The sequence below is a fragment of the Mesorhizobium kamtschaticum genome, from assembly GCF_056174585.1.
On sequence record NZ_CM149691.1, the window covers coordinates 6,346,643 to 6,372,691 of the forward strand.

The 26,049-nt window shown below is 64.5% G+C and carries 26 protein-coding genes; 14 read left to right on the plus strand and 12 right to left on the minus strand.

Annotation, left to right across the window (positions count from 1 at the left end):
• Positions 1–35 precede the first annotated feature (35 nt).
• Positions 36–1,481 (plus strand): aldehyde dehydrogenase, encoded by a 1,446-nt coding sequence (locus tag AC0V7N_RS31530; protein ID WP_475452092.1) that lies wholly within the window; start codon positions 36–38, stop codon positions 1,479–1,481.
• 22 nt (positions 1,482–1,503) lie between these two features.
• Here AC0V7N_RS31530 and AC0V7N_RS31535 read toward each other — a convergent pair whose 3' ends face one another.
• Positions 1,504–2,430 (minus strand): aldose 1-epimerase, encoded by a 927-nt coding sequence (locus AC0V7N_RS31535; protein ID WP_475452094.1) that lies wholly within the window; start codon positions 2,428–2,430, stop codon positions 1,504–1,506.
• A gap of 61 nt (positions 2,431–2,491) precedes the next feature.
• Between AC0V7N_RS31535 and AC0V7N_RS31540 the strand changes: the two genes are divergently transcribed.
• From AC0V7N_RS31540 to AC0V7N_RS31575, 8 genes are all read left to right on the plus strand, one after another.
• On the plus strand, positions 2,492–3,283 hold the full coding sequence (locus AC0V7N_RS31540; RefSeq protein ID WP_496627497.1) for an FCD domain-containing protein: 792 nt from the start codon (positions 2,492–2,494) through the stop codon (positions 3,281–3,283).
• Positions 3,280–5,007, plus strand: a complete 1,728-nt coding sequence (locus AC0V7N_RS31545; protein ID WP_475460579.1) for an IlvD/Edd family dehydratase — start codon at positions 3,280–3,282, stop codon at positions 5,005–5,007. Before AC0V7N_RS31540 ends, AC0V7N_RS31545 begins: the two co-directional genes overlap by 4 nt.
• Positions 5,008–5,019: 12 nt before the next feature.
• Positions 5,020–5,799, plus strand: coding sequence for an SDR family NAD(P)-dependent oxidoreductase (locus tag AC0V7N_RS31550; RefSeq protein WP_475452095.1), 780 nt, complete (start codon positions 5,020–5,022; stop codon positions 5,797–5,799).
• 34 nt (positions 5,800–5,833) lie between these two features.
• Positions 5,834–6,832: an AraD1 family protein gene (gene araD1, locus AC0V7N_RS31555; protein WP_475452097.1), complete on the plus strand. Its 999-nt coding sequence runs from the start codon at positions 5,834–5,836 to the stop codon at positions 6,830–6,832.
• A 52-nt stretch (positions 6,833–6,884) separates the two neighbouring features.
• On the plus strand, positions 6,885–7,910 hold the full coding sequence (locus tag AC0V7N_RS31560) for an ABC transporter substrate-binding protein (RefSeq protein ID WP_475452099.1): 1,026 nt from the start codon (positions 6,885–6,887) through the stop codon (positions 7,908–7,910).
• A 77-nt stretch (positions 7,911–7,987) separates the two neighbouring features.
• Positions 7,988–9,088: an ABC transporter ATP-binding protein gene (locus AC0V7N_RS31565; protein WP_475452101.1), complete on the plus strand. Its 1,101-nt coding sequence runs from the start codon at positions 7,988–7,990 to the stop codon at positions 9,086–9,088.
• Positions 9,089–9,120: 32 nt separating this feature from the next.
• Positions 9,121–9,954 (plus strand): ABC transporter permease, encoded by an 834-nt coding sequence (locus tag AC0V7N_RS31570; protein WP_475452103.1) that lies wholly within the window; start codon positions 9,121–9,123, stop codon positions 9,952–9,954.
• Positions 9,951–10,751, plus strand: coding sequence for an ABC transporter permease (locus tag AC0V7N_RS31575; protein ID WP_475452105.1), 801 nt, complete (start codon positions 9,951–9,953; stop codon positions 10,749–10,751). The genes AC0V7N_RS31570 and AC0V7N_RS31575 overlap by 4 nt, the downstream gene beginning before the upstream one ends.
• Before the next feature lie 15 nt (positions 10,752–10,766).
• Here the strand turns inward: AC0V7N_RS31575 and AC0V7N_RS31580 are convergent, their stop codons facing one another.
• The 7 genes from AC0V7N_RS31580 to AC0V7N_RS31610 all read right to left on the minus strand — a co-directional run bounded on the left by AC0V7N_RS31580 (position 10,767) and on the right by AC0V7N_RS31610 (position 16,742).
• Entirely contained in the window at positions 10,767–12,170 is a 1,404-nt protein-coding gene (locus AC0V7N_RS31580) for an FAD-binding oxidoreductase (RefSeq protein ID WP_475452106.1), read from the minus strand.
• Between the two features lie 214 nt (positions 12,171–12,384).
• The gene (locus AC0V7N_RS31585; RefSeq protein WP_027034008.1) at positions 12,385–13,644 is read right to left on the minus strand and encodes an ABC transporter substrate-binding protein; all 1,260 of its coding nucleotides are present in this window, start codon (positions 13,642–13,644) and stop codon (positions 12,385–12,387) included.
• 49 nt (positions 13,645–13,693) lie between these two features.
• Positions 13,694–14,122: a nuclear transport factor 2 family protein gene (locus AC0V7N_RS31590; protein WP_475452107.1), complete on the minus strand. Its 429-nt coding sequence runs from the start codon at positions 14,120–14,122 to the stop codon at positions 13,694–13,696.
• Complete coding sequence (locus tag AC0V7N_RS31595) at positions 14,119–15,174, minus strand: aldo/keto reductase (protein WP_475452109.1); 1,056 nt, start codon at positions 15,172–15,174, stop codon at positions 14,119–14,121. Before AC0V7N_RS31595 ends, AC0V7N_RS31590 begins: the two co-directional genes overlap by 4 nt.
• Positions 15,171–15,524 carry a TIGR04076 family protein gene (locus AC0V7N_RS31600; protein WP_475435440.1) on the minus strand — a complete coding sequence of 118 codons (354 nt, stop codon included), beginning with the start codon at positions 15,522–15,524 and terminating at the stop codon, positions 15,171–15,173. The genes AC0V7N_RS31595 and AC0V7N_RS31600 overlap by 4 nt, the downstream gene beginning before the upstream one ends.
• Position 15,525: 1 nt before the next feature.
• Positions 15,526–16,014: a DUF3830 family protein gene (locus AC0V7N_RS31605; RefSeq protein WP_475452111.1), complete on the minus strand. Its 489-nt coding sequence runs from the start codon at positions 16,012–16,014 to the stop codon at positions 15,526–15,528.
• The gene (locus AC0V7N_RS31610) at positions 16,011–16,742 is read right to left on the minus strand and encodes an FCD domain-containing protein (RefSeq protein WP_496627498.1); all 732 of its coding nucleotides are present in this window, start codon (positions 16,740–16,742) and stop codon (positions 16,011–16,013) included. The genes AC0V7N_RS31605 and AC0V7N_RS31610 overlap by 4 nt, the downstream gene beginning before the upstream one ends.
• 128 nt (positions 16,743–16,870) lie before the next feature.
• Here AC0V7N_RS31610 and AC0V7N_RS31615 point away from each other — a divergent pair, with 128 nt between their 5' ends.
• Genes AC0V7N_RS31615 through AC0V7N_RS31635 form a run of 5 tightly spaced genes read left to right on the plus strand, consistent with a single transcriptional unit; the run spans position 16,871 to position 21,603 of the window.
• On the plus strand, positions 16,871–17,671 hold the full coding sequence (locus tag AC0V7N_RS31615; protein ID WP_475452114.1) for an ABC transporter ATP-binding protein: 801 nt from the start codon (positions 16,871–16,873) through the stop codon (positions 17,669–17,671).
• Complete coding sequence (locus AC0V7N_RS31620) at positions 17,668–18,417, plus strand: branched-chain amino acid ABC transporter ATP-binding protein (protein ID WP_475452116.1); 750 nt, start codon at positions 17,668–17,670, stop codon at positions 18,415–18,417. The genes AC0V7N_RS31615 and AC0V7N_RS31620 overlap by 4 nt, the downstream gene beginning before the upstream one ends.
• Positions 18,414–19,322: a branched-chain amino acid ABC transporter permease gene (locus tag AC0V7N_RS31625; protein ID WP_475452118.1), complete on the plus strand. Its 909-nt coding sequence runs from the start codon at positions 18,414–18,416 to the stop codon at positions 19,320–19,322. The genes AC0V7N_RS31620 and AC0V7N_RS31625 overlap by 4 nt, the downstream gene beginning before the upstream one ends.
• Positions 19,319–20,302, plus strand: coding sequence for a branched-chain amino acid ABC transporter permease (locus AC0V7N_RS31630; RefSeq protein WP_475460581.1), 984 nt, complete (start codon positions 19,319–19,321; stop codon positions 20,300–20,302). The genes AC0V7N_RS31625 and AC0V7N_RS31630 overlap by 4 nt, the downstream gene beginning before the upstream one ends.
• The gene (locus AC0V7N_RS31635; RefSeq protein WP_475452120.1) at positions 20,299–21,603 is read left to right on the plus strand and encodes an NAD(P)/FAD-dependent oxidoreductase; all 1,305 of its coding nucleotides are present in this window, start codon (positions 20,299–20,301) and stop codon (positions 21,601–21,603) included. Before AC0V7N_RS31630 ends, AC0V7N_RS31635 begins: the two co-directional genes overlap by 4 nt.
• Positions 21,604–21,624: 21 nt before the next feature.
• Here the strand turns inward: AC0V7N_RS31635 and AC0V7N_RS31640 are convergent, their stop codons facing one another.
• The 4 genes from AC0V7N_RS31640 to AC0V7N_RS31655 are packed head-to-tail and all read right to left on the minus strand — an operon-like array spanning position 21,625 to position 25,962.
• Positions 21,625–22,281, minus strand: a complete 657-nt coding sequence (locus AC0V7N_RS31640) for a GntR family transcriptional regulator (RefSeq protein ID WP_475452121.1) — start codon at positions 22,279–22,281, stop codon at positions 21,625–21,627.
• 13 nt (positions 22,282–22,294) lie between these two features.
• The gene (locus AC0V7N_RS31645; RefSeq protein WP_475452123.1) at positions 22,295–23,605 is read right to left on the minus strand and encodes an aspartate aminotransferase family protein; all 1,311 of its coding nucleotides are present in this window, start codon (positions 23,603–23,605) and stop codon (positions 22,295–22,297) included.
• A complete protein-coding gene (locus AC0V7N_RS31650; RefSeq protein ID WP_475452124.1) occupies positions 23,606–24,664 on the minus strand; it encodes a phosphotransferase in 1,059 nt (352 codons plus the stop codon).
• Positions 24,661–25,962, minus strand: coding sequence for an ArgE/DapE family deacylase (locus AC0V7N_RS31655; RefSeq protein ID WP_475452126.1), 1,302 nt, complete (start codon positions 25,960–25,962; stop codon positions 24,661–24,663). Before AC0V7N_RS31655 ends, AC0V7N_RS31650 begins: the two co-directional genes overlap by 4 nt.
• Positions 25,963–26,049: the final 87 nt, after the last annotated feature.

Sequence of the window (26,049 nt, forward strand, 5' to 3'; positions counted from 1 at the left end):
ATGAGCACGCTCCCAATGGAGCGAGGGAGACAGTCATGGATATCGGACTTCTGATCGACGGCGACAAAAGGGATGCGTCCGGTTCGGCTTCCTACGAGCGCATGGATCCGTTCACCGGGAAGCTGGCGACACGCGCCGCAGCGGCCAGCGTGGCCGACGCCAATGCCGCGGTCGAAGCCGCCGCGGCCGCCTTTCCAGCATGGTCGAAGACCGGTCCGGGCGAACGCCGCGCTCTGCTGTCCAAGGCAGCTGATGTGATGGCCTCGAAGGTCGGCGAATTCACCAAGCTGATGATGGAAGAGACAGGTGCCACCGGTCCCTGGGCCGGTTTCAACGTCATGCTGGCCGCCAACATGCTGCGTGAGGCAGCGGCGATGACGACGCAGATTTCGGGCGAGATCATCCCCTCCGACAAGCCGGGCACGCTGGCCATGGCGATCCGCCAGCCAGCCGGCGTCTGCCTCGGCATCGCGCCATGGAATGCGCCGGTCATTCTCGGCACCCGCGCCATCGCCATGCCGATCGCCTGCGGCAACACGGTGGTGCTGAAGGCATCCGAAATGTGCCCCGGCACACACCGGCTGATTGGCCAGGTGCTGGTCGAGGCCGGCCTGCCCAAGGGCGTCATCAATGTCGTCACCAATGACCCCAGGGATGCCGCTGCAATCGTCGAGGCGCTGGTCGCGCATCCCTCTGTCAAGCGCGTCAACTTCACCGGCTCGACAAAAGTCGGCAGGATCATCGCCGAACTCGCTGGCCGGCACTTGAAGCCGGCGCTGCTCGAACTCGGCGGCAAGGCGCCGCTGCTGGTGCTGGACGATGCCGACATCGATGCAGCGGTCAACGCCGCCATCTTCGGCGCCTTCATGCATCAGGGCCAGATCTGCATGTCGACCGAGCGGCTGATCGTCGATGACAAGGTCGCCGACGAATTCGTTTCCAAGCTGGCCGCCCGTGCGTCGCAGCTGCCGGCCGGAGACCCGCGCGGTCATGTGGTGCTGGGCTCGCTGATCAGCAGCCAGGCGGCCGACAAGATGGAAGAGCTCGTCGCTGATGCCGTCGCCAAGGGCGCGAAGCTGGTTGCCGGTGGCAAGCGCACCGGCACTGTGGTTGAAGCAACGCTGCTCGACCATGTCACGCCGGCGATGCGCGTCTACGCCGAAGAATCCTTCGGGCCGGTCAAGCCGGTGATCCGGGTGAAAGGCGAGGATGAGGCCGTGCGGGTTGCCAACGACACCGAGTATGGCCTGTCGTCGGCCGTGTTCAGTCGCGACATCAAGCGAGCGATGGCAGTCGCCGCGCGCATCGAGGCCGGCATCTGCCATATCAATGGTCCGACCGTTGGCGACGAGGCACAGATGCCGTTCGGCGGCGTCAAGGGCTCCGGCTACGGCCGCTTCGGCGGCAAGGCCTCGATCGCCGAATTCACCGATTTGCGCTGGGTGACGATCGAGGATCCGGGCCAGCACTATCCGTTCTGATCCGGCCTCACCTTGCGGCGGGTCAAACAGCCAATGACGGCGTGAAGCGAACGCTGGCGGATCGCATCTGCCCGGGCGCCAGCACAATGCATCCGGTGTTGATGTCCTCGCCCATCCGGCTGAAGGCATCGGTGATGTTGCTGACCGGCTCGGCGCAAAAGAACGGCTCACCCGGCGGCGTGTAGAGGACGAGGAAATCGAGCGGCGCCTCGGCCTCGATGTCCAGCTGCCGCCCCTGCTCCGGCCAAGTGATCCGGGCGCGGCGCGCCCATCCGGTGAAAACCGTGTCGAAATCCACCTCCGATACGTCAAAACCGATGGATGGATCGGCGCCTGCCGGCGGCAGGACATGCCGGACGGGCAGAACCTCCGTATCCGTCTCCCACATGCCGGACACCGGCGCCTGGACATGCGTCCACGGCGTTGACGGAAAATAGGGATGGAGGCCGAAGCCAACCGGCATCGGCGCGTCCGACAGGTTGCGCACCTTAATGGTCATGCAAAGTGTGCCGTCAGCCAAGGAAATCTCCTGCTCGGCCTCATAGCTCCATGGCCAGGAATCGGCGGCGTGGCGATAGCGCAGGACGATCGTGCTGGCTTCATGCCTGACGACCGTCCAGGGGTGACGCCAGCCATGGCCGTGCTCGTGATGCGGATCATCGGCGGCCGTGGGAAGCTGGATGGTGCGACCTGCGAATTCGAACCGGCCCTCCCTTATGCGGTTGGAATAGGGAACGAGCGGAAAGCAGGCCATGGCACCGGCATCGCGGCGATCGACCGCCGCCGGATCGGCCGTCCGTAGCCAATCCACCGCAGAGCCATTGTGCCACCAGCGGTACGACGCCAGGGCGCCACCGGCGGCCGGAGCAAGCTCGACCGTCGCCAAGCCGTCACTGATCGAGACCAGCTCCGTGTGCTGCGCGGCAACGGCAGCGGAATTCTTTGTCATCGGCGCTCCCCTATCCCTTGACTCCAATCGCCACGGCTATAAGACATATCATATGAATAGTATGAAGAATAAGAAATCTTTCAGCACGGCGCGCACCTCGCGGGTTGCCGTGGCGGTTTCCAGCGGCTCCACCGCGCTGCACGCGACCGTCGTCGAGCAGATCGGTTTGCGCATCGTGCAGGGCGACTTCCTGCCCGGCGAGGCCCTGCCCAACGCCGACGATTCCAGCGAGATGCTGGGGGTCAGCCGCACGGTGCTGCGCGAGGCGATCAAGGTGCTGGCGGGCAAGGGGCTGGTCGAATCGCGGCCCAAGACCGGCACAAAGGTGCGTCCGCGCGCCGACTGGAATTTCCTCGATCCGGACGTGCTGTCCTGGCGCTACGCCGGCGGTGTCAGCGCCGACGATGTCCGCGCGCTGTTCGAACTGCGCCGCGCCATCGAGCCGATGTCGGCAGCACTTGCCGCCCAGCGCGCCACGCCGGCACAGATCGCCGAGATCCATGTGGCACTCGCTGAAATGGAAGCGCTGAGCGATGACGGCGACCGTTTCGCCAAGCCCGATCTGGTCTTCCACCAGACCATCCTGCGCATGACCGGCAACGAGCTGATCGGCTCGCTGGCGGCGCTGGTCGAAACCGCGCTGGTGATGAGCTTTCGCCTCTCCAACGACAATCCGGAGGGGCAGCGCCACTCCTTGCCGCTGCATCGCGAGGTGGCCGAGAAGATCGCCGCCGGGGACGCATTCGGTGCGCAAAAGGCGCTGCTGGTGCTCATCGACAATGCCGAGGAAGACGTGCGCCGCAGCGTCGAGAACCGCAACAAGCGCCGCCAGGATCGGGAACAGACATCGTGACCGAGACCAGACGCAAACTGCGGTCCGAAGCCTGGTTCGGCGGTGAAGGCAAGAACGCCTTCATGCACCGCAGCTGGATGAAGAACCAGGGCATCCCCGCCGACGCTTTCGACGGCCGCCCGGTGATCGGCATCTGCAACACCTGGTCGGAACTGACGCCGTGCAATGCCCATTTGCGGGCGCTCGCCGATCACGTCAAGCGCGGCGTCTACGAGGCCGGCGGCCTGCCGCTGGAGTTCCCGGTGATGTCTCTGGGCGAAAGCAACATGCGCCCGACGGCCATGCTGTTTCGCAATTTGGTCAGCATGGATGTCGAGGAATCCATCCGCGGCAATCCGATCGACGGCGTCATCCTGCTGGTCGGCTGCGACAAGACCACACCGGCGCTGCTGATGGGGGCTGCCTCGTGCAACCTGCCGACCATCACCGTCTCCGGCGGACCGATGCTGAACGGCAAGTTCCGCGGACAGGATATCGGTTCCGGCACCCATGTCTGGAAATTCGCCGAAGAGGTGAAGGCCGGCCGTATGCCGGTCGCCGACTTCCTCGCCGCCGAACAGGGCCAGAGCCGATCGGCAGGCAGTTGCATGACGATGGGCACGGCTTCGACCATGGCCAGCATGGTGGAAGCACTCGGCATCGGCATGCCGGACAATGCAGCGATCCCGGCGGTGGATTCGCGCCGTGGCGTGCTCGCCCAGATGGCCGGACGCCAGATCGTCGAGCTGGTCCGCAGGGACGTGACGATTGCGCAGATCCTGACTAGGGAGGCATTCGAGAATGCCATTCGCGTCAATGGGGCGATCGGCGGCTCGACCAATGCGGTGCTGCACCTGATCGCCATCGCCAATCGGATCGGCGTCGATCTCAGCCTCGAGGATTGGGACCGGCTTGGCCGCGACGTGCCTACCATTGTCGACCTGATGCCGTCGGGCCGGTTCCTGATGGAAGATTTCTACTATGCCGGGGGGCTAGCTGCGGTCATGGCGTCGCTTGATGAAGTGGGGCTTCTTCATCGCGACGTCATGACCGTCAGCGACAAGACCATTGGTGAACTGATCGATGGCGCGCCCAACTACAACAGCGAGGTCATCCGGCCGATGAGCGCGCCGCTGACCGAGCAAGGCGGCATCTCGATCCTGCGTGGCAATCTGGCGCCCAACGGGGCGGTCATCAAGCCGTCGGCGGCAACGCCCGAATTGATGCAGCATCGCGGCAAGGCCGTCGTGTTCGAGAACATCGAGCACTACTACGCCCGCATCGACGATCCGGAGCTGGATATCGACGCCTCCTCGGTGATGGTGCTGAAGAATTGCGGACCGCGCGGCTATCCCGGGATGGCCGAGGTCGGCAACATGCCGCTGCCGGCGAAGCTGCTCAAGCAGGGTGTCTCCGACATGGTACGCATCTCGGACGCGCGCATGAGCGGCACCGCCTATGGCACGGTGGTGCTGCATGTGGCACCTGAGGCCGCGGCAGGTGGCGCGCTGGCGCTGGTGCGCGACGGCGATCTCATCGAGCTCGATGTCGCCGGCAGGCGACTGGAGTTGCTGTTGTCGGACGAAGAACTGGCGATCCGCCGCCGCGACTGGAAGCCACCGGCGCCGCCCGAAGGCGGCTATCAGAGCCTCTATGTCGAGCGCGTGCTGCAAGCGGATCAAGGCTGTGATTTCGACTTTCTCGTCGGCCGGCGCGACGCCGGCATTCCCCGGCATTCCCATTAGGAGAGGCGCGTAATGACGGATCAGATCGGCAGCTACGCGACCTACCCGAGCCTCGAGGGCCGTAGCGTCTTCATAACCGGCGGCGGCAGCGGCATCGGCGAAAGCCTGGTGCGGCATTTCTGTGCGCAAGGCAGCCGTGTCGCCTTCGTCGATCTGGCTGAAGAGCCTTCAAGGCGCCTGGTCGATGCGATCACGGCCGAAGGACATTCGGCGCCGCGGTTCATTCCCTGCGACCTGCGCGATGTCGAGGCGCTGCAGGCTGCGACCGTGCAAGCGATGCGGCACAACGGCCCGATCCAGGTGCTGTGCAACAATGCCGGCAATGACGACCGTCACCAGACCAAGGACGTGACGGTCGCATACTGGGACGACCGCATGGCGGTCAATCTGCGCCACCAGTTCTTCGCCGCCCAGGCGGTGCGCCCACAGATGGGCTCGCTGGGCGGCGGCTCGATCATCAATTTCGGCTCCATCACCTGGATGGTCGGCGATCCCGATTGCCCGGCCTATGTCACCGCGAAAGCCGCTGTCTACGGCATGACGCGGGCGCTGGCCCGCGAACTCGGCCCCGAGCGCATCCGCGTCAACTGCATGGTGCCGGGCTGGGTAATGACCGAGCGCCAGATGCGGCTGTGGCTGAACCCGGCCGGCGAGCGCCAGATCGCGGAACGGCAGTGCCTGCCCGACCGGCTGCAGCCCTCCGATATCGCGCGCATGGCGCTGTTCCTCGCCGCCGACGACAGCCTGATGTGCACGAGCCAGCAGTTCATCGTCGATGCGGGCTGGGTGTGACCCGCACCGTACCAAAAGGAAGAAGGTTAGTTTCATGCGTCTTGTTCAGTACAGAATGCCGGATGGCAGCAGGCGGGTCGGCCGCGTCTCCGATGACGGCAATCACCTGCATCCGCTCGACAAGACCGGCAGCGTGCTGGAACTCGCCGAGGCGGCGATCGCCGAGGGCGTGTACATCGCATCACTGGTCGAGAAGCGGACGGGCACCGCGTCAGTCGACTATGACGAGCTGTTGCGCGATGGCCGCGTGCTGGCTCCTGTCGATCACCCCGAGCCGGCGCGCTTCCTGGTCACCGGCACCGGCCTCACCCACACCGGAAGTGCCGCTGCGCGCAACCAGATGCACTTGCTGACACATGGCGAGGACGCCGAAGAATCGGATTCGCTGAAGATCTTCAAGATGGGCCTGGAAGGCGGCAAGCCAGGCGTCGGCAAGATCGGAATCCAGCCGGAATGGTTCTTCAAGGGCGTCGGCACCTGCGTCGTGCCGCCCGGTGCCGATCTGCCCATGCCGGCCTTCGCACGTGCCGGCGCCGAGGAAGCCGAGATCGTCGGGCTTTACCTCAATGGGCCGGATGGCCGCCCTTACCGCATCGGCTACGCGCTCGGCAACGAATATTCCGACCATGTGACCGAAGGCGAAAACTATCTCTATCTCGCCCATTCCAAGCTTCGCTCCTGCTCGATCGGGCCGGAGCTTCTGGTCGGCGAGTTGCCCGAAGAAGTGCGCGGCCATTCCCGCATCCTGCGCGACGGTGCCGTGGTCTGGGAACAGGAGTTCCTGTCGGGCGAGACGCACATGTCGCACTCGATCGCCAATCTCGAACATTTCCATTTCCGCTACCCGATGCACCGCAGGGCGGGCGATTTGCATGCCTATTTCTTCGGCGCGGCGGTGATGAGCTACGCCTCCGGCGTCAAGACGGCGTCCGGCGACGAGTATGAAATCCAGGCACAGACATTCGGCAAGCCGCTGCGCAACCGGATGGTCTCGGTGCCGGACGAGGGACTGGTCACCGTCACCCCGCTGTGACGGCGCAGGCCCGAAAATTACGGTCCACCAGAACGACAATGGGAGATTGAAAATGGGACTGAAGAAAGCGTTTCTGAGATTAGCGACAATCGGACTCGGCATCGGCCTGATGACTTCGGCGGCGCTGGCCGCGAACCTTCGCGTGCTGGCCTGGGACGGCTACGCCGACCCGGACTGGGTGAAGGATTTTACCGCCGCCACCGGCATCGGCGTCGATGTCGTCTTCATCGGCAGCGATGATGAGATCTGGGCCAAGATCAAGGGCAGCGAAGGGCAGGACTTCGACGTCTTCGCCGTCAACACCGCCCAGCTGCAGCGCTACATCAAGGCCGATCTGGTGTCGCCGATCGACGTCACCAAATTGCCCAACCAGAAAGAGGTGCTGCCGCGCTTCCGCGATCTGTCACAGGTCAGCGGCGACACCAAGGACGGCAAGGTCTACGGCATTCCATTCTGCTTCGACTCCATCGGCCTGATCTACGACACCGACAAGGTCAAGCCGGCGCCGACATCGATGTCGGTGCTGTGGGACCCGGCCTACAAGGGCAAGATCCTGGCCTATGACAATGGCGAGCACAATTTCTCGTTCACCGCACTGACGCTCGGCTACAAGGATCCGTTCAACCTCGACGCGGAGCAGATGGCGGCGGTAAAGGCCAAGCTGGTCGAGCTCAAGCGCAACGTGCTGAGCTTCTACACCACCGCCGACGAGGCACAGCAGATCTATCAGAACAATGACGTTGCCCTGATCTGGGCCAATTACGGCCAGCAGCAGGTCAAGGCGCTGCAGAAGATCGGCGCCCATGTCGCCTACGTCAATCCAAGCGAAGGCGCGCTGGCCTGGCTCGACAACTGGGTCATCTCCAAGGGCGTCCGCGACAATGCGGCGGCCGAGAAGTGGATCGACTTCATGCTGACGAAAAAGGTCAGCGGCGAGCTCTCCGAGCGCACCGGCTTCGGCAACACCGTGGTCGAGTCGAGCAGCGCCGGCGGCAATGACAAGCTGGTCTGGCTCAACAATGTCGAGGATCCGCTCAAGCGTTCGGATCTGTGGAACGAGATCAAGGCGACTCCCTGATCCTTTCCGCACCCTGACTTCGAAGGATCCGGCGGTCCGGACGTTCCGGACCGCCGCAGCGTATGCGAGAATAGCTTATGAACCAGAACGCCGACCTGCTGACGCTGCGGTCCGTCTCGAAATCCTACGGCACGGTTCCCGTGCTGCACGACATCGACCTGTCGATCAAGGACGGCGAGTTCCTGACCGTGCTTGGACCGTCGGGCTCGGGCAAAACCACGGTGCTGCGGCTGATCGGCGGGCTGGAACCGCTGACCGCGGGCGAGATCCGGCTGGACGGTCAGGACATCAGCCGCATGCCGATCAACAAGCGGCCGTTCAACACCGTGTTCCAGGACTATGCGCTGTTCCCGCATATGACCGTTTCCGGCAATGTCGGCTATGGACTTTCGGTGCGCCATATCCAGCGCAAGGAGATCGCGCGCCGTGTCGCGGAAGCGCTGGAGCTGGTGCAGCTCGGGCGTTTCGCCGACCGTTTTCCGGCGCAACTTTCCGGCGGCCAGCGCCAGCGCGTCGCGCTCGCCCGGGCGCTGATCTGCCAGCCGCGCCTGATCCTGCTCGACGAGCCGCTCGCGGCACTCGACCTGGAGTTGCGCCGGCAGATGCAGGAGTTCCTGAAATCCATCCAGCGCGAGATCAAGACCACCTTCCTGTTTGTCACCCACGACCAGGAAGAAGCGATCGGCATGGCCGACCGGATCTGCGTCATGCAGGCCGGCCATATCCGCCAGCTCGGCACGCCGCACGACCTCTACTACAAGCCGAATTGCGAGTTCGTCGCGCGCTTCTTCGGCGAGAACAATCTGGTGGCCGGAAAGCTTGGGCCGGTCCAGGGCGAGCAGCGATCGATCGAGACGGCACTCGGGCGTCTGGTTTGCTCAATCATCGACCAGCCGCATCTGAAGGCTGCAGCGGATGGTGCGAGCGCCTTCGCGGCGTTCCGTCCAGAGGCGTTGCGTCTTGCGGATGCAACGGACAGCGGCAACCGCTTTTCCGGCACCATCGCCGATCTGGCCTTTGCCGGTTCGTCGACCGTCGCCACCATCACGGCTGGCGGCGATGCCGCGCAACGGCTGCGGCTGCGCATGCCGAGCCGGATCGACGGCAGCGCACTCAAGTCAGGCGACACGGTCTCGCTTTCGTTTGCGCCGCATGAAGGCCATCTGGTGCTGGCATGAGCGCCGGCTCGATACATCCCGCGGAAAGGCGATTGTCGCTGCTGGTGACGGTGCTGGCTTTCGCGCTGCCGGTGATCTTTGTCTTGGTGCCGCTGGCGATCTTCCTCGGCTACAGCTTCTTCAGCGTCGACCAGGGCACGATCGTCTACGGACTGTCGCTGGGCAATTATATCAGGTTCTTCACCGATCCGATCTTCCTCCCGGTGTTCTGGAACACCATCGTGCTGTGCGTGTCGGTGGCCATCATCTGCATCCTGCTCGCCTATCCCGCCGCCTATTTCCTGACGACGCTCAAGGGGCGCTGGCGCTATGCCTTGCTGATGCTGCTTCTGGTGCCGCTGCTGATGAGCTACGTCATCAAGATCTATGCGATCCGCAGCATCCTCGGCCTCAACGGCTTCCTCAACAAGGCGCTGGTGGCGCTCGGCATCCTGGATCAGCCGTCGACGCTTTTCGTCTTCAACATGAACGCCATCCTGTTGACGCTGAGCCTGCTATTGATCCCCTTCGCCATCCTGCCGATCTTCCTGTCGCTGGAGCGCATCCCGCAGACCTTGCTGCGCGCTTCGGATGACCTTGGCGCCAGCGGCTGGCAGACATTCCTGCGCATCACTCTGCCGCTCAGCCTGCCAGGCGTTGCCTCGGCGGCGAGCTTCGTCTTCGTGCTGGCGATCGGCGATTTCCTGACGCCGCAGATGGTCGGCGGGATAAGCGGCTTCACCTTCGGCCGCATCCTCTACAGCCAGTTCGGCACGGCCTATAACTGGCCGTTCGGCGCCGCACTTTCGGTGGCGCTGGCGATCGTGGTGATCTGCGCCATCCTCGTCGGCGAACGCTTCGGACGCAATCGGGGGACGTCGATATGAACGCCCTGCCCCGGCCCTCCACCATCTTCCTGGCCGCGCTCACGACACTGGTCGCGGTGCTGCTCTACAGCCCGCTGTTCGTGCCGATCGTGTCGTCGTTCTTCACCATTTCGCATGGCAATGTCGACTGGTCGTCACCGACGCTTTCGACCTATGTCGCGCTGGCCGAAAACCACGACATCCTGGCTGCCTTACGCACGACGCTGATCGTCGGCCTGTGCACCGTCATCCTCTCGGTGGTCAGCGGAACGCTGCTGGCGCTCTACTATCACGGCCGCCGATCCGGACGCTCTTTCCTGCAGTTCATCATCTTCCTGCCGTTCCTGATGCCGCCGATCATCAGCGGCCTGGCGCTGCTGATCTTCTTTCGCGAAATCCACCTCGAACGCTCGCTGCTGACGGTCGTCATCGGCCACACCGTCTTCGTGCTGGCGATCGTCTATCGCACGGTGCTGATGCGGCTGCAGTCGATGAGCCGCACGCTGGTCGAAGCGTCCTACGATCTCGGCGCCACCGGCTGGCAGACCTTCTGGCGCATCATCCTGCCGAACCTGTCGAGCGCCATGGTCGGCGGCGCCATCCTGGCCTTCGCGCTGTCGTTCGACGAGACGATGATCACCATCCTGGTCACCGGCACGCAAAGCACGCTGCCGGTCAGGCTATGGGCGATGATGCGGCTTGGCTTTTCGCCCGACATCAACGCACTGGTGGCGCTGATCCTGATGTTCACCGTGCTGCTCTGCGTGCTCGCCGCCCGTTTCCTGATCCCCAGGCAGATGGCGACGGAACGGAGCTGAGTTATCGAACACCCGTCATCGGGGTGCTGCCGTTGGATCGAGGTCGAAGACACGTCCTGGATTGAGGATGTTCTTCGGGTCGAGCGCCGTCTTCAGCCGCCGCATCGCGGCGATCTCGGCATCGCTGCGCACCAGATGCAGCCACTGCTTCTTGTCGAGGCCGATGCCATGCTCGGCGGAAACGCCGCCTCCCGCCGCCGCCACGCCACGATAGACGATGCCGTAGGCCGCCGCCGGATCCGCCGTCAGCACCTGATAATGCAGATTGCCGTCGCCGAGATGGCCGAAGACATAGATGTCGGCGGCGGGATCGACGGCATGGATGGCGGCGTCGGCTTCTTGCAGGAATGTTCCCATGCGCGCCAAGGGGATGCTGATGTCGACGCCGATCAGACCCTTTATCGAAAACAGAATGCGGTTGGCGTCCTCCCGCACGTCCCAGAGCGCGCGGAATTCGCGTGGCGACTGCGAGACGACGACATCGTCGACCACGCCGTCCTCGACCGCCTGCATCAGCACCTCGGCGAAGCGCTCGCCGTCGCGTTCGGGCTCGCTGCCCTGGATCTCGGCCAGCACATAGACGGGTGAACCCGCCGGCAACGGCGCCGGCATGGCCATGCTGGCAACCATGACGTCATAGAGCGGTGCGAAATTCACCTCATAGGCAGACAGTAACGGGCCGAGCTTTTGCCGCAGCAGGCCGAGCAAGGCGATCGCCGCATCGAGCGAAGCGAGCGCACAGAAGGCGTTCACCTCCGATGCCGGTTTCGGATGTAGCCGGAGCGCGGCACGGGTGACGACGCCAAGCGTCCCTTCCGCACCGATGAAGAGCTGGCTGAGGTCGTAGCCGGAATTGTCCTTGGGCAAGCCCTTGAGCGAGGACAGCACGCTGCCGTCGGCCAGCACAGCCTCCAGCCCCAGCACCTGCGCCCGGTACATGCCGTAGCGCAGCACGCGGATGCCGCCTGCATTGGTGGCGATGTTGCCGCCGACCGTGGCCGAACCGCGCGCGCCGATATCGACGCCGAACATCAGCCCGGCGCCATCGGCCGCCTCCTGCACCGACTGCAGCGTCGCACCGGCTTCGGCGACGATGGTGGCTGCCTGAAGATCCGGCGCGGCCAGGTCGGTCATGCGCTCCAGCGACAGCACGATCTCGCCCGGCTGCACGCGTGTGCCGCCGGCCAGTCCGGTGCGTCCACCCTGGACCACGACCGGCTGGCCGAGAGCATTGCACCCCGCGAGTGCCGCCGCGACACCAACGGTATCGCGCGGACGCAGCACCACTTCGGGCAGCACGCCAAGCTTGCCGTCGGGATCGTCGCGATAGCGCTGGTCGACATCGGAGCCGGCGAGCACGCCGCCGGCGCCCAGCCGATCGCCAAGGGCGGACAGAAGTCGTTGCGTTTCGGGCGACATCGGGCTCAGGCGCCTGTGCGGCGAAGCGCATCGTCGGCATCCGCCGACCGGATGGCCCGATGAGTATTTCCGTCCAACACGCTCGCCATCCCTCAATTGCAGCCGGCCGATCCTATTCGGGATCGCCTGCCGTGCAAGCGATATCGGCCTGCCCTAGGCGATGCCGGCATCAATCGCGATGTGACGCGATTGATGCCGGAAGAGTTGCGCGGCCTTACTGAAGCTTGGCCTGCAGCGCGTTGACGTCGTCAGTGGTCATTTCACCGTCGGTCGTCACCTTGCCGTCAACGATCTTCCACAGCCGGAACGGGCCGGTGATGTCGCCATATTTGTCGAAGGCGACCGGGCCGATGACGCCTTCGTAGCGGATCGGCTTGCCGTCCTTGATCAGGCCGAGCGCCTTGGCGAATTCTTCCTTGCCGGCAAAGATCGGCGTGCCGGCCGGATCGACCGCCTTGTACATGGCATCCTTGATCTTGGCCGGATCCTCGGAGCCAGCAATGGCGATGGCAAGCCCAACGATGGCGCCGGCATCATAGGAACGGTCGGCCGCCGGGTTCGACGGCTCGATGCCGGAGAATTCCTTGTAGTTCTTCATGAAGTAGTCGGTGGAGGCGGTCGGGCTGGTGCCCGATGAGGTGCCGTAGGCTTCCTTCAGATAATCGGCGCCGACCGACTCGATGAAGTCCGGGCTGTTCATGCCGTCATTGAGCAGGAATTTCTGCACACCGCCTTGCGAAATCCAGGTGCGGGCAACGGTTGCGCCATCGACCGGCGTGCTGACCAGATAGAGCCCGTCAGGTTCGCCGGCCATCGCCGCCGTCACTTCCGAGGCGTAGCTCGACTGCTTCTCGTTGTAGGGCGTGTCGGAGACGATGGTGCCGCCGAGCGCTTTGTAGGCGCGCGAGAATTCGGCCACCATGTTGACGCCGAAGTCATTGTTGACGTGGATGATCGACAGCTTCTTGAAACCCTTGTCGATGGCATATTTGGCGGCCGCGACGCCCTGCAGCGCATCGGAGGTGATGGTGCGGAAGAAGATGCCGTTGGTCTTGCCGTCGCGGCCGAGCGCGGTCAGCGTCGGGGACGATGAAGCCGGCGAGACCTGGACGATCTTGGCCGGGGCGGTGACCGAGGTCAGGATCGGGATCGACACCGAGGAGATGATGCCGCCGATGATGACCGGCACCTTCTTGACCTGAACCAGCTGGGTCGCGGCATCGACAGCGATGTTGCCCTGGCTCTGGCTGTCACGCGTGTCGGTGGCGAGATCACAGCCGCGTACACCGCCGGCTGCGTTGATATCGCGAAAAGCCATTTCGACCGACTTGGCGCCGGCCTGACCGTATTCGCCGGCCGGGCCGGTCAGTTCCATGACGAGGCCGACGGTGATCTTGCAATCGGCGGCCTGCGCCGCACCGGCCATCGTCACGAGGGCAAGTGCCGTGGTGAGTTGGAGTATCGTCTTTGTCATTGTTGTTCCCCTTTCGTTACTCGACTCTAATTTGATCTCTGGAGCCTGTTCAGCGTTCCGGCACCTGCAGCCAGGTTTCATGCAGATGTCGCCATTCGACGCCGTTGGGCGCCGATGAACTGGTGGTGAAGACGGCGCTCGACTGGCGGCGGCTGTGCTTGCCCGCCCGCTGCTGCGCCTCGACGTAGAAGACGACGATCGTGTCCGCGTCCTGCCAGCCTGCCCGGATGTCCTCGATCGAGATGGCAAAGCCGTCGTCGCATGTGGCGCGGCTGGAGCGGACATGATCGACGACAGCAGCGCGATCGAGCACCTTGCCATCCGGGGCGACCATGCTGAGGCCGTCACCCATGGCGCGCTCGAAGCGGCTGAAATCCGCCGTGTCGGCGCGCGCGGCGACGAACCAGTCGACGAAGAAGCGATGTAGGTCGATGACCTCCGCGCTGGCACGCGAAAACAGGGAGGGCTCGCCGCTCATTTCTTCCCCGCATTGAGATTGTAATGCATGATCGAGCCGTGGCGGCCATGGCGGTCTCGCTCCAGCGTGTAGACATCGCCCTCAAGGCCCGCACCCTGCGCGATGACGGCAGCAATGCGCGCGCGGTCGTCGGCATCGAGTGCGACGTCCATGATTTTGGCATTGGCCAGCGCATGCGCCTGGTTGCGGGCACCGACGATGACGGCTGCCACTTGGCGCTGCTCCAGCACCCAGGCACTGGCGATGGTGGCGATGTCGACGCCGTGGCGATCACCAACCACTTTCAGCGCCCGAAGCAGTTGCTGGAACAGGTCCCAGCCGCCGAAATCATCGATGATCAGCTTGTATTTGACCAGCGAGCGGTTTTCGAGCGGCATGGCGGGTTCGGCTACGCCAAGCCATTTATTGCTGAGGAAGCCGCCGGCGACGGAGCCATAGCAGAGGAAGCTGACGCCGTTATTCGCGGCGAGTGCGGCGAGGCTGTTGCCCGGCCGCTGATCGAGCACCGAATATTGCAGTTGCTGGCTGACCAGCGGGATGCCGGCGGCGAGGATTTCGGCGAGCCGCGGCGTGTCGAAATTGGTGGTGCCGAGATTGCGCACCTTGCCTTCCAGCCGAAGCTCGTTGAGCCAGCCCATCGCCTCGACATAGCGAGGCTGGTCATAGTCCCACCAATGAAACTGCACGAGATCGAGACGCTCGGTCTTCAGCCTGCGCAGCGACTGGTCGACGATGCCCCTGATGTAGTCGCGGCTGATGCCGGCCAGCCGTTCGAGGTCGGGCACCAGCTTGGTGTGCACCTTCATCCTGGCGGCGACATCGAGGCCGCGCTCGCTGGCCAGCCGCAAGCGCGCGGCGCCGATCAACTCCTCGACGCCGGTGTAGATGTCGGCGCAATCATAGGTCCAGATGCCCGCATCGAAAGTGGCGATCAGGTCGGTCACCGCTTGGCTGCGATCGATGGCGCCATGCCCGCCAGCGAGTTGCCAGCCGCCACGGATGACGCGCGAGATGGTGTAGCCGGGACCGAGTTCGAAGGTCTTGGCGGTCATGTCTGGTCGTTCTCCTTCGGCAGCGGCACGGCCGTGGTTTCGGCGTGGCTGAACCGCCGCTTGGCCAGCCTGACGATCCGCAGCCGACTGGCGCAGTTGGGATCGGGACAGGCGATCTCGGCGTCCGAGGTCATCCAGTCATTGCGGTCTGTCGGACGCTGCTTTGCCGCGAGAAACGGCAATACGGAGGCAAGCGAATAGATCGAAAAACTCTGCCCTGCCGGCATCGACAGCATCTCGCCCTTGAGCTCGAAATAGTCGCCTGATTTGGCGCCGCAATAGATCGGCTTGCCCTCGGGGATGACCGCCTCGACGCGAAGATCGAAGAGCTCGAAACTGTCGTCCGCCATGTCAGGCCTCCACCAGGCTGAAGGTGATGTCGCAGGCGCCGTTGCGCCGGATGACGCCGCAGGCAGCGGCGAACTGGTCGCGCTGATCGGCGCGCACCTGCGCCACCACACTGCCGGCCAGCCAGCCGATCGGGAACAAGAGCCGCGCCCCTTGCCCATAGTAGAGGCCGATGTCGAAGATCGCATTGGGATTGCCGCCCCACATGCGCGGCGGCACGTAGGATAGCACGATGTCTCCCGGCTGTGGCGTCAAAGTCGCGTTCTCCGCCGGTAGAGGCCGGGCATAGGACTGGCCATCGAGATCGGCTGATGGAACCGGGCAGGAAATCTCAGGTCCGGTCCACATCGCATGGATGCCGGGAACGACACGTGGCGTTGCGAGATACGCCTTGAGAAAGGCGGCATTTTCCGGCGCCTTTTCGGGCAGCAACAGCGCCGTCACGGAAAGCTTCGAGCGCGGCTCGGTGATGCTGATGGCTGGCTTCGTCATGTCTGGTCTTTCCCGGCGGATTGAAGCTTGTCGCGCAGGAAGGCAAAGGGCCGGCTGATATCGGCCACCAGTGCCTCGCGCGCCGCTTGCGCATCCTGTTTGGCGAGAGCCGCGACGATGCTGCGGTGATAATGCGCGGTGTCGACCTCGCCGGCCTCGGAAAAGGCGTAGATGGCGACGCGGATGCAAGGGCCCGATTGCAGCCACAGGCTTTCGATCATCGGGATCAGCACGGCCGAGCCGCAGCAGCGGTAGATCTCGAAATGGAAGCTCTGGTTGAGCGTCGCTTCGCGGTCGATATCCTTCTTGTGCTTCAGGGCCCGTATCTCGTCCCATTCGCCGAGCATGGCTTCGATCGAAGCGATCTGGCGCGGGTTCATGCGCGTGGCGGCAAGTGCAATCGCTTCGCCTTCGATGAGTGAGCGGGCGCGCAGAAGATCGTCGATGCGCTCCAGCGTGATCGGCGGCACGCGCACCGAGCGGTTGGGCAGTGCCTCCAGCGCCTTTTCCGTGATCAGTCGGCCGAGCGCTTCGCGCACCGGCATGGTCGAGGTGACCAGCGCATCGGCCAGGCCACGGATGGTCAGCACCTGGTTCGGCTCGAACAGGCCGCCGATCAGAGCCCGGCGCAGCTCGGAATAGACGCGGTCCTGCACAGTCTCGCGGCCGACCGGCGAAAGCTGGGCTGCGATCGTTTCATTGTTTCGCTCGATGGCAGCCTTTTGCATGGCATTCCCGGTCTTGGCCCGTTTTCGGCTTGCGGATGAAATTAAAGCCGAATAGCGTGATCAAAGCAAGTGTGATCACAAATCAAAAATCAGGAGGCGACAACGATCGTCTTCGGCCAGAGGGTTTGATGAGCGAGGCAGCGGAGCGCCAAGGGCAGGAGACCCGGGCACCGGTTCTGACGGCAAGCCATGTCGTCAGGCGGTTCGGCGGCCTTGTCGCCGTCAATGATGTCTCGTTCGATGTCAGAGCGGGCGAAATCCTCGGCCTGATCGGTCCGAACGGTGCCGGCAAGACGACCATGTTCGACCTGCTTGCCGGCAGCATATTGCCGACCAGCGGCGATATCCTTCTCAACGGCACGCGGGTTTCGGGCGAAGCCGCGCATCTGCGCATCGGCCGTGGTCTTGGCCGCACCTTTCAGATCCCGCGCCCACTGCCCAATCTGACGCTGATCGAAAACATCATGCTGGCGGCGCAGGGCCAGGCCGGGGAAAAGCTGCTCGCCAACTTCGTCACGCCGTGGCGGGTGGCGGCACAGGAAAAAGCGGCCAGGGCAAAGGCGCTCGACCTGTTGGAGCTCGTCACCCTCACCCACCTCGCGCAGGAGCCGGCGCGCGTGCTGTCCGGCGGCCAGCGCAAGCTGCTGGAACTTGCCCGCGTCATGATGGCCGACCCGGCGATCATCCTGCTCGACGAGCCGGCGGCCGGCGTCAACGCGACGCTGCTCGAAGTCATCATCGACCGCATCCGCGACATCAATGCGCGCGGCATCACCTTCCTCTTGATCGAGCACAACATCGACATGGTGACGCGGCTCTGCCATCGCGTTCTGGTCATGGCGAGCGGCCAGTTGCTCAGCGAAGGCACGGCGGAAGAAGTCGCCCGCGACCCGCGCGTCATCGAGGCCTATCTCGGGGGCACCGCATGAGCGAGATCGTCCTCGATGTCCGCGACCTCGAAGCCGGCTACGAACCTGGCGTGCCGATCGTGCGCGGCGCCTCGATCACCGTCAGCAAGGGCGAAATCGTCGTCGTCCTCGGCCCCAACGGCGCCGGCAAGTCGAGCTTCATCAAGGCGATCGCCGGCCTTGTCCCGATCACCGGCGGCACGGTGTTTCTAGACGGCAAGGACATCACCGCAGCGCCCGCCCACACCATGGTGCGGCTCGGTCTGGCCTTCGTGCCGCAGACCGAAAACATCTTTCCGCTGATGTCGGTCGAGGATAATCTCAAAGTCGCCTGTGGCATTCTCGAACGGCGCGACATCCCTGGCCGCATCGAGGAAATGTATGCCGCTTTTCCCGATCTCGTGCGCCAGCGCCGCACCGCCGCTGGAAACCTCTCGGGCGGACAGCGGCAGATGCTCGCCGTCGCACGCGCCCTGATCGTCCATCCCAAGGTGCTGGTGCTCGACGAGCCGTCGGCCGGCCTGTCGCCGAAATTCGTCTCGATGGTGTTCGAGATGCTGGCCGGCATCCGCAAATCCGGCGTCACCATCCTGCTGGTCGAACAGAATGCCAAGGCTGCCCTTGCCATCGGCGATCGCGCCTATGTGCTGGTCGAGGGCAAGGACCGGCACGAGGGCGTCGCCTCCGAACTGTGGAACGATCCGGTCGTCGCCGAACTCTATCTCGGCCAACGCCCTTCTCACGCCGGCAAAGGAGGCGCGGCATGAGCTTGCAATTTGTCGTCGATGGATTGCTGACCGGCTCCATGATCGGCCTCGGCGCCATCGGCGTGACGCTGACCTATTCGATCCTGCGCTTCTCGAATTTTGCCCATGGCGACTTCATGGCCTGGGGCACCTATGCGACGCTGGCCGTGGTCAGCGCCATCGGCGCGATGGTCGGCAAGGTAGCACCCATCGCGCCGTTGTCCTTCGGCTGGCCGCTGCTTGTCGCCCTGGTTATCGGCATGGCCTTTACCGCAGTGCTGGCGCTGCTGCTCGACAGAGTGTTGTTTTCGCGGCTGCGCTCGCAGGGGCAAGCCATCATCGTGGTGATGGCGAGCTTCGGCGCCTCGATGGCGCTGCGCAGCCTGCTCGAATTCACCTTCACCTCGCGGCCGACCTATTTCAGCCGGGCGATCCAGATCGCCATGCCGGTCGGCTTCGGCATCCGCATCACACCCGACCAGATCGCGCTTCTGCTGCTGACCGCCGTGCTGGTGCTCGGCGTGCATCTGTTGATGACACGCACGCAGACCGGCCGTTCCATGCAGGCGCTGAGCCAGAACGCGGCACTGGCCCGCATCGTCGGCATCGACGTCGCCAGCGTGGTGCGCGTCGCCTGGGTCATCGGCGGAGCGCTGGCTTGCGTCGCCGGCGTGATGATCGGCATTCTGGTGCAGATCCGCCCGTTCATGGGCTTCGACATGCTGCTGCCGATGTTCGCCGCCGCCATCCTGGGCGGTATCGGCAGCATTCCGGGCGCGGTGCTCGGCGGCCTGATCATCGGGCTGGCCGAAGCCGGCGCGGTGCAGCTTATCGGCGCCGAATGGCGCGCGGCCGTCTCCTTCATCATTCTGATGGCGGTGCTGTTCGTGCGGCCGATCGGCCTTTTTGGTGTGAGGGAACGCTGATGGACCTGCTCGGCTACGGCGCCTTCTTCCTGACCACCGCGCTGATCTTTTCGCTGGTCACGCTGGGGCTCAATCTGCAGTGGGGCCTGACCGGCCTGTTCAATGTCGGCCTCGCCGGCTTCGTCGCCATCGGCGCCTACACCTCGGCGCTGCTGACCACGCCTGACGATGCGGCGCGGCTCGGCGGCTTCGGCCTGCCGATTCTTGTCGGCTGGCTAGGCGCCATGATCGTCGGCGGCATTGCTGCTGCCCTCACCGGCATGGCGACACTGCGGCTGAGATCGGACTATCTTGCGATCACCACCTTCGGCGTCGCCGTGGTCGTGCAACTCGTCGCGCTCAACGCGCAGAAGCTGACCGGCGGCCCGTTCGGCATCGGCTTCATCCCGCGCCCCTTCGGCAGCCTTGCCGAGACGCCGCTGTTGTTCAACCTGTCGAACCTTGCCGTGGTCGCGGCGGTCACGCTGATCGTCTATCTCGCGCTAGAGCACCTGTCGCGCAGCCCGTGGGGACGTGTCTTGAAGGCGCTACGCGAAGATGAGCGAGCCGCCATCTCACTGGGCAAGAGCGCGCGTTTCTACCGCGTCCAGGCCTTTGCCGTCGGTGGCGCCATCATGGCGCTGGCCGGCGCATTGCAGGCGCATTTCACCGGCTTCATCGCGCCGGATAATTATTTGCCGATCCTGACCTTCCAGGTGTGGGTGATGCTGATCGTCGGCGGCTCCGGCAGCAATCTCGGTGCCGTCATCGGCAGCATCCTCGTCTGGGGAATATGGGCGGGGTCAGGCACGCTGACCAGCGTACTGTTTGCGCCCGAGCAGCAGGCACGCGCGGCCTCGCTGCAGATCGTCGCCATCGGCGTCATGCTCTGCGTCATCCTGTTGGTCCGGCCGAATGGTTTGATCGGTGACAGACCGCGGCGGCCACGTCTGGGCAAGCGAGCGAAAGCGGCCGCGATCAAGAGCAGTTCCGGCTCATGAACACTGCGATCCGGCAGGAAGCGCATGGCGCTTCACTTTGGCATGCCGTCAGCCGCAACCGCCGCGACCGGCCTGCGCTGCACGAGGAGCTCAATGTCGACCTCGCCATTGTCGGCGGTGGTTTTTCCGGCCTGTCGACCGCGCTGCACGCCGCCGGGAAAGGACTTTCCGTCGCCGTCCTCGAAGCCGAGATCATCGCCTGGGGCGCGACCGGCAGGAATGCCGGTTTCGTCGTGCCCAACTTTGCCAAGATGGACCCGGACAGCATCCTTGCGCATCTCGGCCCCGAGCGCGGCGAGAGACTGATCGATTTCGCCGCCGGCAGCGCAGATCTGGTCTTCGGCCTTATCAAACGGCACGGCATCGACTGCGACGCCGTGCAGAACGGATGGATCCAGCCGGCGCACTCGCCCGCCGCCTTCGAGAAGGTCAAATCGCGCGCCGGACAATGGGCGCGGCGCGGCCGGCCGGCTGTCACGCTGGATCGGCAGGACGTCGAAGCGCTGACGGGCGTGCGCGGTTATGCCGGCGGCTGGATGGATCGTTCGGGCGGCGTGCTCAATCCGGTCGCCTATGCGCACGGACTGGCCGATGCGGCGGAGCAGGCTGGCGCTGAGATTTTCGAGCGCACACCGGTAACCTCGATCGATCGCGTGGCCGATGGCTGGACACTGAAAACACCATCGGGCTCGGTGCGTGCCGGCAAGGTGCTGATCGCCACCAACGCCTATGGCGGGTCGCTCAATCCGCTGCTGCAGCGAACCTATATTCCGCTGAAGGTTTTTCAGATTGCGACCGAGCCGCTGCCGCGCGAAATCCGCACGCGTTTACTTCCCAGCGGCCAAGGCGCCGGTGATACCAGGCGCAATCTCTTCACCTTTCGCTTCGATGCCGACAACCGGCTGATCAGCGGCGGCATGCATATTCTGAGCGCCGGTGCGGACACGCGCGTGCCGCAAACGATCTGGCGGCGGCTTGCCCAACATCTCGACCTGCCTGACCTGCCACCGCTTGCCTATGGCTGGTCGGGAATGGCCGCGGTCGAACCGGATTTCCTGCCGCATCTTCTGAACCTCGGGCCAGGCCTGATCGCCGGCCGCGCCTGCAACGGGCGCGGCATCGCCATGACGACGGCGATGGGCAAGGTGCTGGCCGACTGGGCCGCCGGAACCGAAGCGCGTGACTTGCCACTGCCGTTCGCGCCGCCGGCACCAATCCCCTTCCATGCGCTGCTGCGGCACGCGCCCAACATGCTGCTCGGCTGGAGCATGCTGCGCGATCGGATGGACGAAAAAGCGTAGGCCGACCCAGCTGCCTTCCGATCAGGCCGTCATGCGAAGATTTTCGGAGAGAACAGCGGCCGCCACGGCGATGTCCTGTTCAAGAGAAGCCCGGACAGCAGGGCCATTGCGCTGCTCCAGCGCGGCAACAATCCTGCGATGCGCGTCGTTGGACTGGGGAATGTAGCAATCGGCCTGCATCAGCAGTTTCAGGTAGGGCCCGACGCGACCCCAGAGATCGCGGATCATGTTCAAAAGGATCGGCGCGCCGGCATGCTGGTAGATGGCGAAATGAAAGGCCTCATTGAGGGCAAGGTAGGCCCTGGCGTCGCCGGCCTCGATGGCGCGCTGCATGCCGGCCAGCGTCGCCTGTATCTCTATCAGTCCGGTTTCGCTCATCCGTGATGCCGCCATCTCACCCGCCAACCCTTCAACAGCGATGCGGATATGAGTCAATTCCTCGAAGGCTTGGGCCGACAGCAGCGGCACAATGATCGAGCGGTTGTTCTGCATCTCGAGCAGCCGCTCGGCGACCAACCTTTGCAGCGCCTCGCGGATCGGAGTCGTCGAGATGCCGAACGTCTCGGCGAGCTTGCGGATAACCAGCGTCTGGCCGGGGCTGAAGCCGCCTGAAATCAATTCCTGCTTGAGCGCGCCATAGGCGCGGTCGTTGAGGGTTTGATGTTCGAGCTTCAGCATGCGCCCACCCCGATCACCAGTTCGACAAAGCGCGATCGAGCGTCTCGGCCAGCTGCTCGGCATTGTCCCTGGCAAAGGGCAGAGGCGGCCTGATCTTCAGCACATTGCCGCGCGGACCGCAGGACGAGATCAGCACGCCATCCTCGCGAATGGCTTCGACGACCGCTGAGGTCTTGCTGGCGGCCAGCGCCTCGTCGCCATCGGCCGTCAGTTCGACGCCGAAATAGAGGCCGTTGTGCCTGACGTCACCGACCATGCCGTGACGGTTCTGCAGCGCGCGCAGCAACTCAGCCGTATAGGCGCCGACATTGCGTGCGTTCTCGATCAGCCCCTCGCCTTCGATCACCTCGATCACGGCGATGCCGACGGCGGCCGCGACCGGATTGCCGCCAAAAGTGTTGAAGTAGCCGGTGTTGGAGCCGAAGGACGAAACAAGCTGCGGCCGCACGAGCACCGCGCCCATCGGATGCCCGTCGCCGATCGGCTTGCCCATGGTGACGATATCCGGCTCGATGCCATAATTGGCAAAACCCCACATGCCCTGGCCAAGCCGGCCGAAGCCGGACTGGACCTCGTCAGCAATGACGATGCCGCCCGCCTTCCTGACGTGATCCGCCGCCTCGCGCATGTCGGCCGCATCGGGGAAGAAAATGCCGTCGCTGGAAAAGGCCGAGTCGAGCAGCAGCGCCGCCGGGCGGATATTCTGCGCACGCATGTCCTCAATGGCGGCGGCGACATTTTTGGCGAAATCATGCGCGGCGCGGCCATGGTCGCGGAACGTGTCCGGCGCTGCCACGGTCCGATGGTGCGCGGGCACGCCCTTGGCGCCGACCGCCGCCGGCGACAGCTGCGCGGTGGCGATCGTGGCGCCGTGATAGGCGAAGTCGGTGATGATCACTCCGGTGCCGCCGCTCGAATGCTGGGCGATGCGGATGGCGAGGTCGTTGGCCTCGCTGCCGGTGCAGGTGAACATGGCATGGCCGAGATGGGCCGGAACCGTGCCGAGCAGTTTTTCCGCGTAGTCGAGGATGATCTCGCTCAAGTAGCGCGTGTGCGTGTTGAGCGTGGCGGCCTGCCCCGACAATGCCTCGACGACGCGCGGATGGCAGTGCCCGACCGAGGCGACATTGTTGTAGGCATCGAGGAATTTCCGGCCCTGGGCATCGTAGAGCCAGACGCCGCTGCCGCGCACCAGATGGATCGCGTTGCGGTAGAAGGCGCGGTAGGTCGGCCCAAGCAGCCTGGCGCGGCGCTCAAGCAGGGCTTGCTCGGATGGCGTCGGGTCAGCATTTGCAGGATATGGCGAGGACTGGGACACGAGCATCTACTCCGGATTGAAATGATCAAGGAAATAGCGGCGGGCCTCATCGGACGACAGCTCGTCCAGCCGTTCGAGCGAGGCCCACACCTCGGTGATGAGGCGCAGCACATAGTCGCGTTTGGCCGGAAACCGCTCGGCCTGCCAGCTGGCGATGTTGGCGATGAGCGCAAGGCGGGCGCGGATCAGATCGAACAGGATGCCGATCTCTTCGGGTTCCAGCGGCTGTACCGACTGGTAGCCGGCGACGAAGCGCGCGGCCGATGCCAGTGGATGACCTTGCGCAGGCCAGCGGTAGACGGCGCCGATGGCGAGGTCGCAGATCAGCGGAGAATGGATCATGTCGCCGAAATCGAGGATGCCGGTCACGACCTCCGGCCGCGAAACATCCATCACCACATTGTAGGAGTTCATGTCGTTGTGGACGATCTGGGCGCGCAGGGTCGGGATGACCGGCGCCGCATGCTCTTCGAAGGAGTCCATCACACGTTCGACCATGGCCCGGTGGCCGGCATCGGCGATATGCGCCAGCATCGGCCGCGTCTTGGCGACCTTGCGGATATCCCAAAGCAGGTCGCTGCCGGCCGCCGGATGGAAGAAGCCGCGCAGTGCCCGCCCAAGCTGGGCGAGGAAGATGCCGAGATTGCGATCCTGCGCCGCCGAGGTGGGCGAACGCGACAGCAGTTGCCCGGGCAGATAGGTCACCAGCCGAATGATGCGCGGCGCCGATCCGCCGACACTGACCGTGAACTGTGCTTCGCCCGCAAGGCTCTTGCGCACCGAGGGAACCGGCAAGGTCGGGTCGACCGCAAGGATATGGGCCAGCGCCTTGTTCTGGAAATCGGTGAAGCCGGCCTCTTCCGCCGGGTGGGAGACCTTGAGGACGAACTCGCCCTCGCCTTCGGTCTGGATGTGGAAATTGTGGTCGCGTTCGCCCGGCAGCGGACGCGCGCTGCCGGTGAGGCCGTAGTGCCGGCGCAAGATGGCCAGCGCGTCGGCGATCGAGACATCAGGCGCATCCTCGGCGAGCGTTTCGCCGAAACCGTCAGGCACAGCCGCATTCATGAGCTCACCTCCGGATCGATCGGCTCGAGGCCGCACCAGTCGGCGATGAACAGCGCGATGGTCTGCGTGACCTTGCGCACCGAATCCAGATCGACGGCCTCGTCATAGCCATGCGGCATGCGGCAGATCGGGCCATAGACGATCGCCGGCGTGTCGGCATAGAGGCCGAAGAAGCGTGCATCCGTGGTCGCCGAGGTGACGTGTTCCGTCAGCGGCTCGCCCCATACGGCGGTGTGGCTGCTGCGCAGCACGGCTTCCATCTCGTCGGCATCCTCCAGCACATAGCCCTCGGCCATGAAGCCATTATAGGTCATTGTGGGTGGACGATTGGCAAGGAACGGATCGGCACGGGCCGCATCGGCGATGCAGGCTTCGAGTTCGGCCCTGGCGTCTTCGAGCTTCTGGCCGGGATAGGTAGCGACGCGCATCTCGAAGACGCAGCGCGCCGGCACGCTCGATGTCCACTCGCCACCTTCGATCTTGCCGAGGTTGAAGCGGATCGGATGCGGATGATCGCAGAAATGCTTGTCGTCGACCTTGCGCGCATTCCAGACGATTTCGAGCTGCTTCAGCCCCTGGATGATGAGAAAAGCCTTTTCGATGGCATTGGCGCCGGCCGAGAAAGCCCCGGACGCATGCTGCGGATCGCCGTCGACCTCGACCCTGAACCAGATCGGCCCGACCTGCGCCCGCATCAAACGCGGTTCCAGCGGCTCGGGGATGAAGGCGGCATCGGCGCGGTAGCCGCGCTGCAGGCAGGCGAGCGCGCCATTGCCGGTGCATTCTTCCTCGACCACTGACTGCAGGTAGACGTTCGCGGCCGGCTGGTAGCCGAGGCTGCGCAAGGCGGCCAGCGCGTAGAGACAGGCGGACAGGCCGGCCTTCATGTCGCCGGCACCGCGACCGTGCATCCAGCCATCCTCGATGGCCGGATCGTAGGGGTCACGCACCCAACGGTCGAGCGGCCCGGTTGGCACCACGTCGATATGGCCGTTGAGGATCAGCGATCGGCCGGCGGCGTTTCGCGGCGTGTGCGTGGCAACGACGTTGAAGGCATCGTCGTAGGACACGGCCACGGGCGAAAACCCCGGCAGGTCGCGGATCGCATCGACATCGACACGCCACATATCGACTGCATAGCCATCGGCCTGATAGGCAGCCGCCATGAAGGATTGCGCGGCGTGTTCCTCGCCACGCTGGGAGGGAAAGCGCACAAGGTCCGCCAGGAATGCGACTTGCCGCGCGAAGCCGTCATCGACCGCGCGCAAAATGGCTTCGTCGGCAATTCGCTGAGGCATGATATTCCGCTTTCCCATGAATGGTGTATCATATCTCATATGCCATTCCAGGGAAAGGCACAGAGACAGGTTGGACCAAAACTATGG

Coding starts and splice junctions, on each gene's coding strand:
- AC0V7N_RS31530 (WP_475452092.1), top strand. CDS start 36: ATGGATATCGGACTTCTGATCGACGGCGACAAAAGGGATGCGTCCGGT.
- AC0V7N_RS31535 (WP_475452094.1), bottom strand. CDS start 2,430: ATGACAAAGAATTCCGCTGCCGTTGCCGCGCAGCACACGGAGCTGGTC.
- AC0V7N_RS31540 (WP_496627497.1), top strand. CDS start 2,492: ATGAAGAATAAGAAATCTTTCAGCACGGCGCGCACCTCGCGGGTTGCC.
- AC0V7N_RS31550 (WP_475452095.1), top strand. CDS start 5,020: ATGACGGATCAGATCGGCAGCTACGCGACCTACCCGAGCCTCGAGGGC.
- araD1 (WP_475452097.1), top strand. CDS start 5,834: ATGCGTCTTGTTCAGTACAGAATGCCGGATGGCAGCAGGCGGGTCGGC.
- AC0V7N_RS31560 (WP_475452099.1), top strand. CDS start 6,885: ATGGGACTGAAGAAAGCGTTTCTGAGATTAGCGACAATCGGACTCGGC.
- AC0V7N_RS31565 (WP_475452101.1), top strand. CDS start 7,988: ATGAACCAGAACGCCGACCTGCTGACGCTGCGGTCCGTCTCGAAATCC.
- AC0V7N_RS31575 (WP_475452105.1), top strand. CDS start 9,951: ATGAACGCCCTGCCCCGGCCCTCCACCATCTTCCTGGCCGCGCTCACG.
- AC0V7N_RS31580 (WP_475452106.1), bottom strand. CDS start 12,170: ATGTCGCCCGAAACGCAACGACTTCTGTCCGCCCTTGGCGATCGGCTG.
- AC0V7N_RS31585 (WP_027034008.1), bottom strand. CDS start 13,644: ATGACAAAGACGATACTCCAACTCACCACGGCACTTGCCCTCGTGACG.
- AC0V7N_RS31590 (WP_475452107.1), bottom strand. CDS start 14,122: ATGAGCGGCGAGCCCTCCCTGTTTTCGCGTGCCAGCGCGGAGGTCATC.
- AC0V7N_RS31595 (WP_475452109.1), bottom strand. CDS start 15,174: ATGACCGCCAAGACCTTCGAACTCGGTCCCGGCTACACCATCTCGCGC.
- AC0V7N_RS31600 (WP_475435440.1), bottom strand. CDS start 15,524: ATGGCGGACGACAGTTTCGAGCTCTTCGATCTTCGCGTCGAGGCGGTC.
- AC0V7N_RS31605 (WP_475452111.1), bottom strand. CDS start 16,014: ATGACGAAGCCAGCCATCAGCATCACCGAGCCGCGCTCGAAGCTTTCC.
- AC0V7N_RS31610 (WP_496627498.1), bottom strand. CDS start 16,742: ATGCAAAAGGCTGCCATCGAGCGAAACAATGAAACGATCGCAGCCCAG.
- AC0V7N_RS31615 (WP_475452114.1), top strand. CDS start 16,871: ATGAGCGAGGCAGCGGAGCGCCAAGGGCAGGAGACCCGGGCACCGGTT.
- AC0V7N_RS31620 (WP_475452116.1), top strand. CDS start 17,668: ATGAGCGAGATCGTCCTCGATGTCCGCGACCTCGAAGCCGGCTACGAA.
- AC0V7N_RS31625 (WP_475452118.1), top strand. CDS start 18,414: ATGAGCTTGCAATTTGTCGTCGATGGATTGCTGACCGGCTCCATGATC.
- AC0V7N_RS31635 (WP_475452120.1), top strand. CDS start 20,299: ATGAACACTGCGATCCGGCAGGAAGCGCATGGCGCTTCACTTTGGCAT.
- AC0V7N_RS31640 (WP_475452121.1), bottom strand. CDS start 22,281: ATGCTGAAGCTCGAACATCAAACCCTCAACGACCGCGCCTATGGCGCG.
- AC0V7N_RS31645 (WP_475452123.1), bottom strand. CDS start 23,605: ATGCTCGTGTCCCAGTCCTCGCCATATCCTGCAAATGCTGACCCGACG.
- AC0V7N_RS31650 (WP_475452124.1), bottom strand. CDS start 24,664: ATGAATGCGGCTGTGCCTGACGGTTTCGGCGAAACGCTCGCCGAGGAT.
- AC0V7N_RS31655 (WP_475452126.1), bottom strand. CDS start 25,962: ATGCCTCAGCGAATTGCCGACGAAGCCATTTTGCGCGCGGTCGATGAC.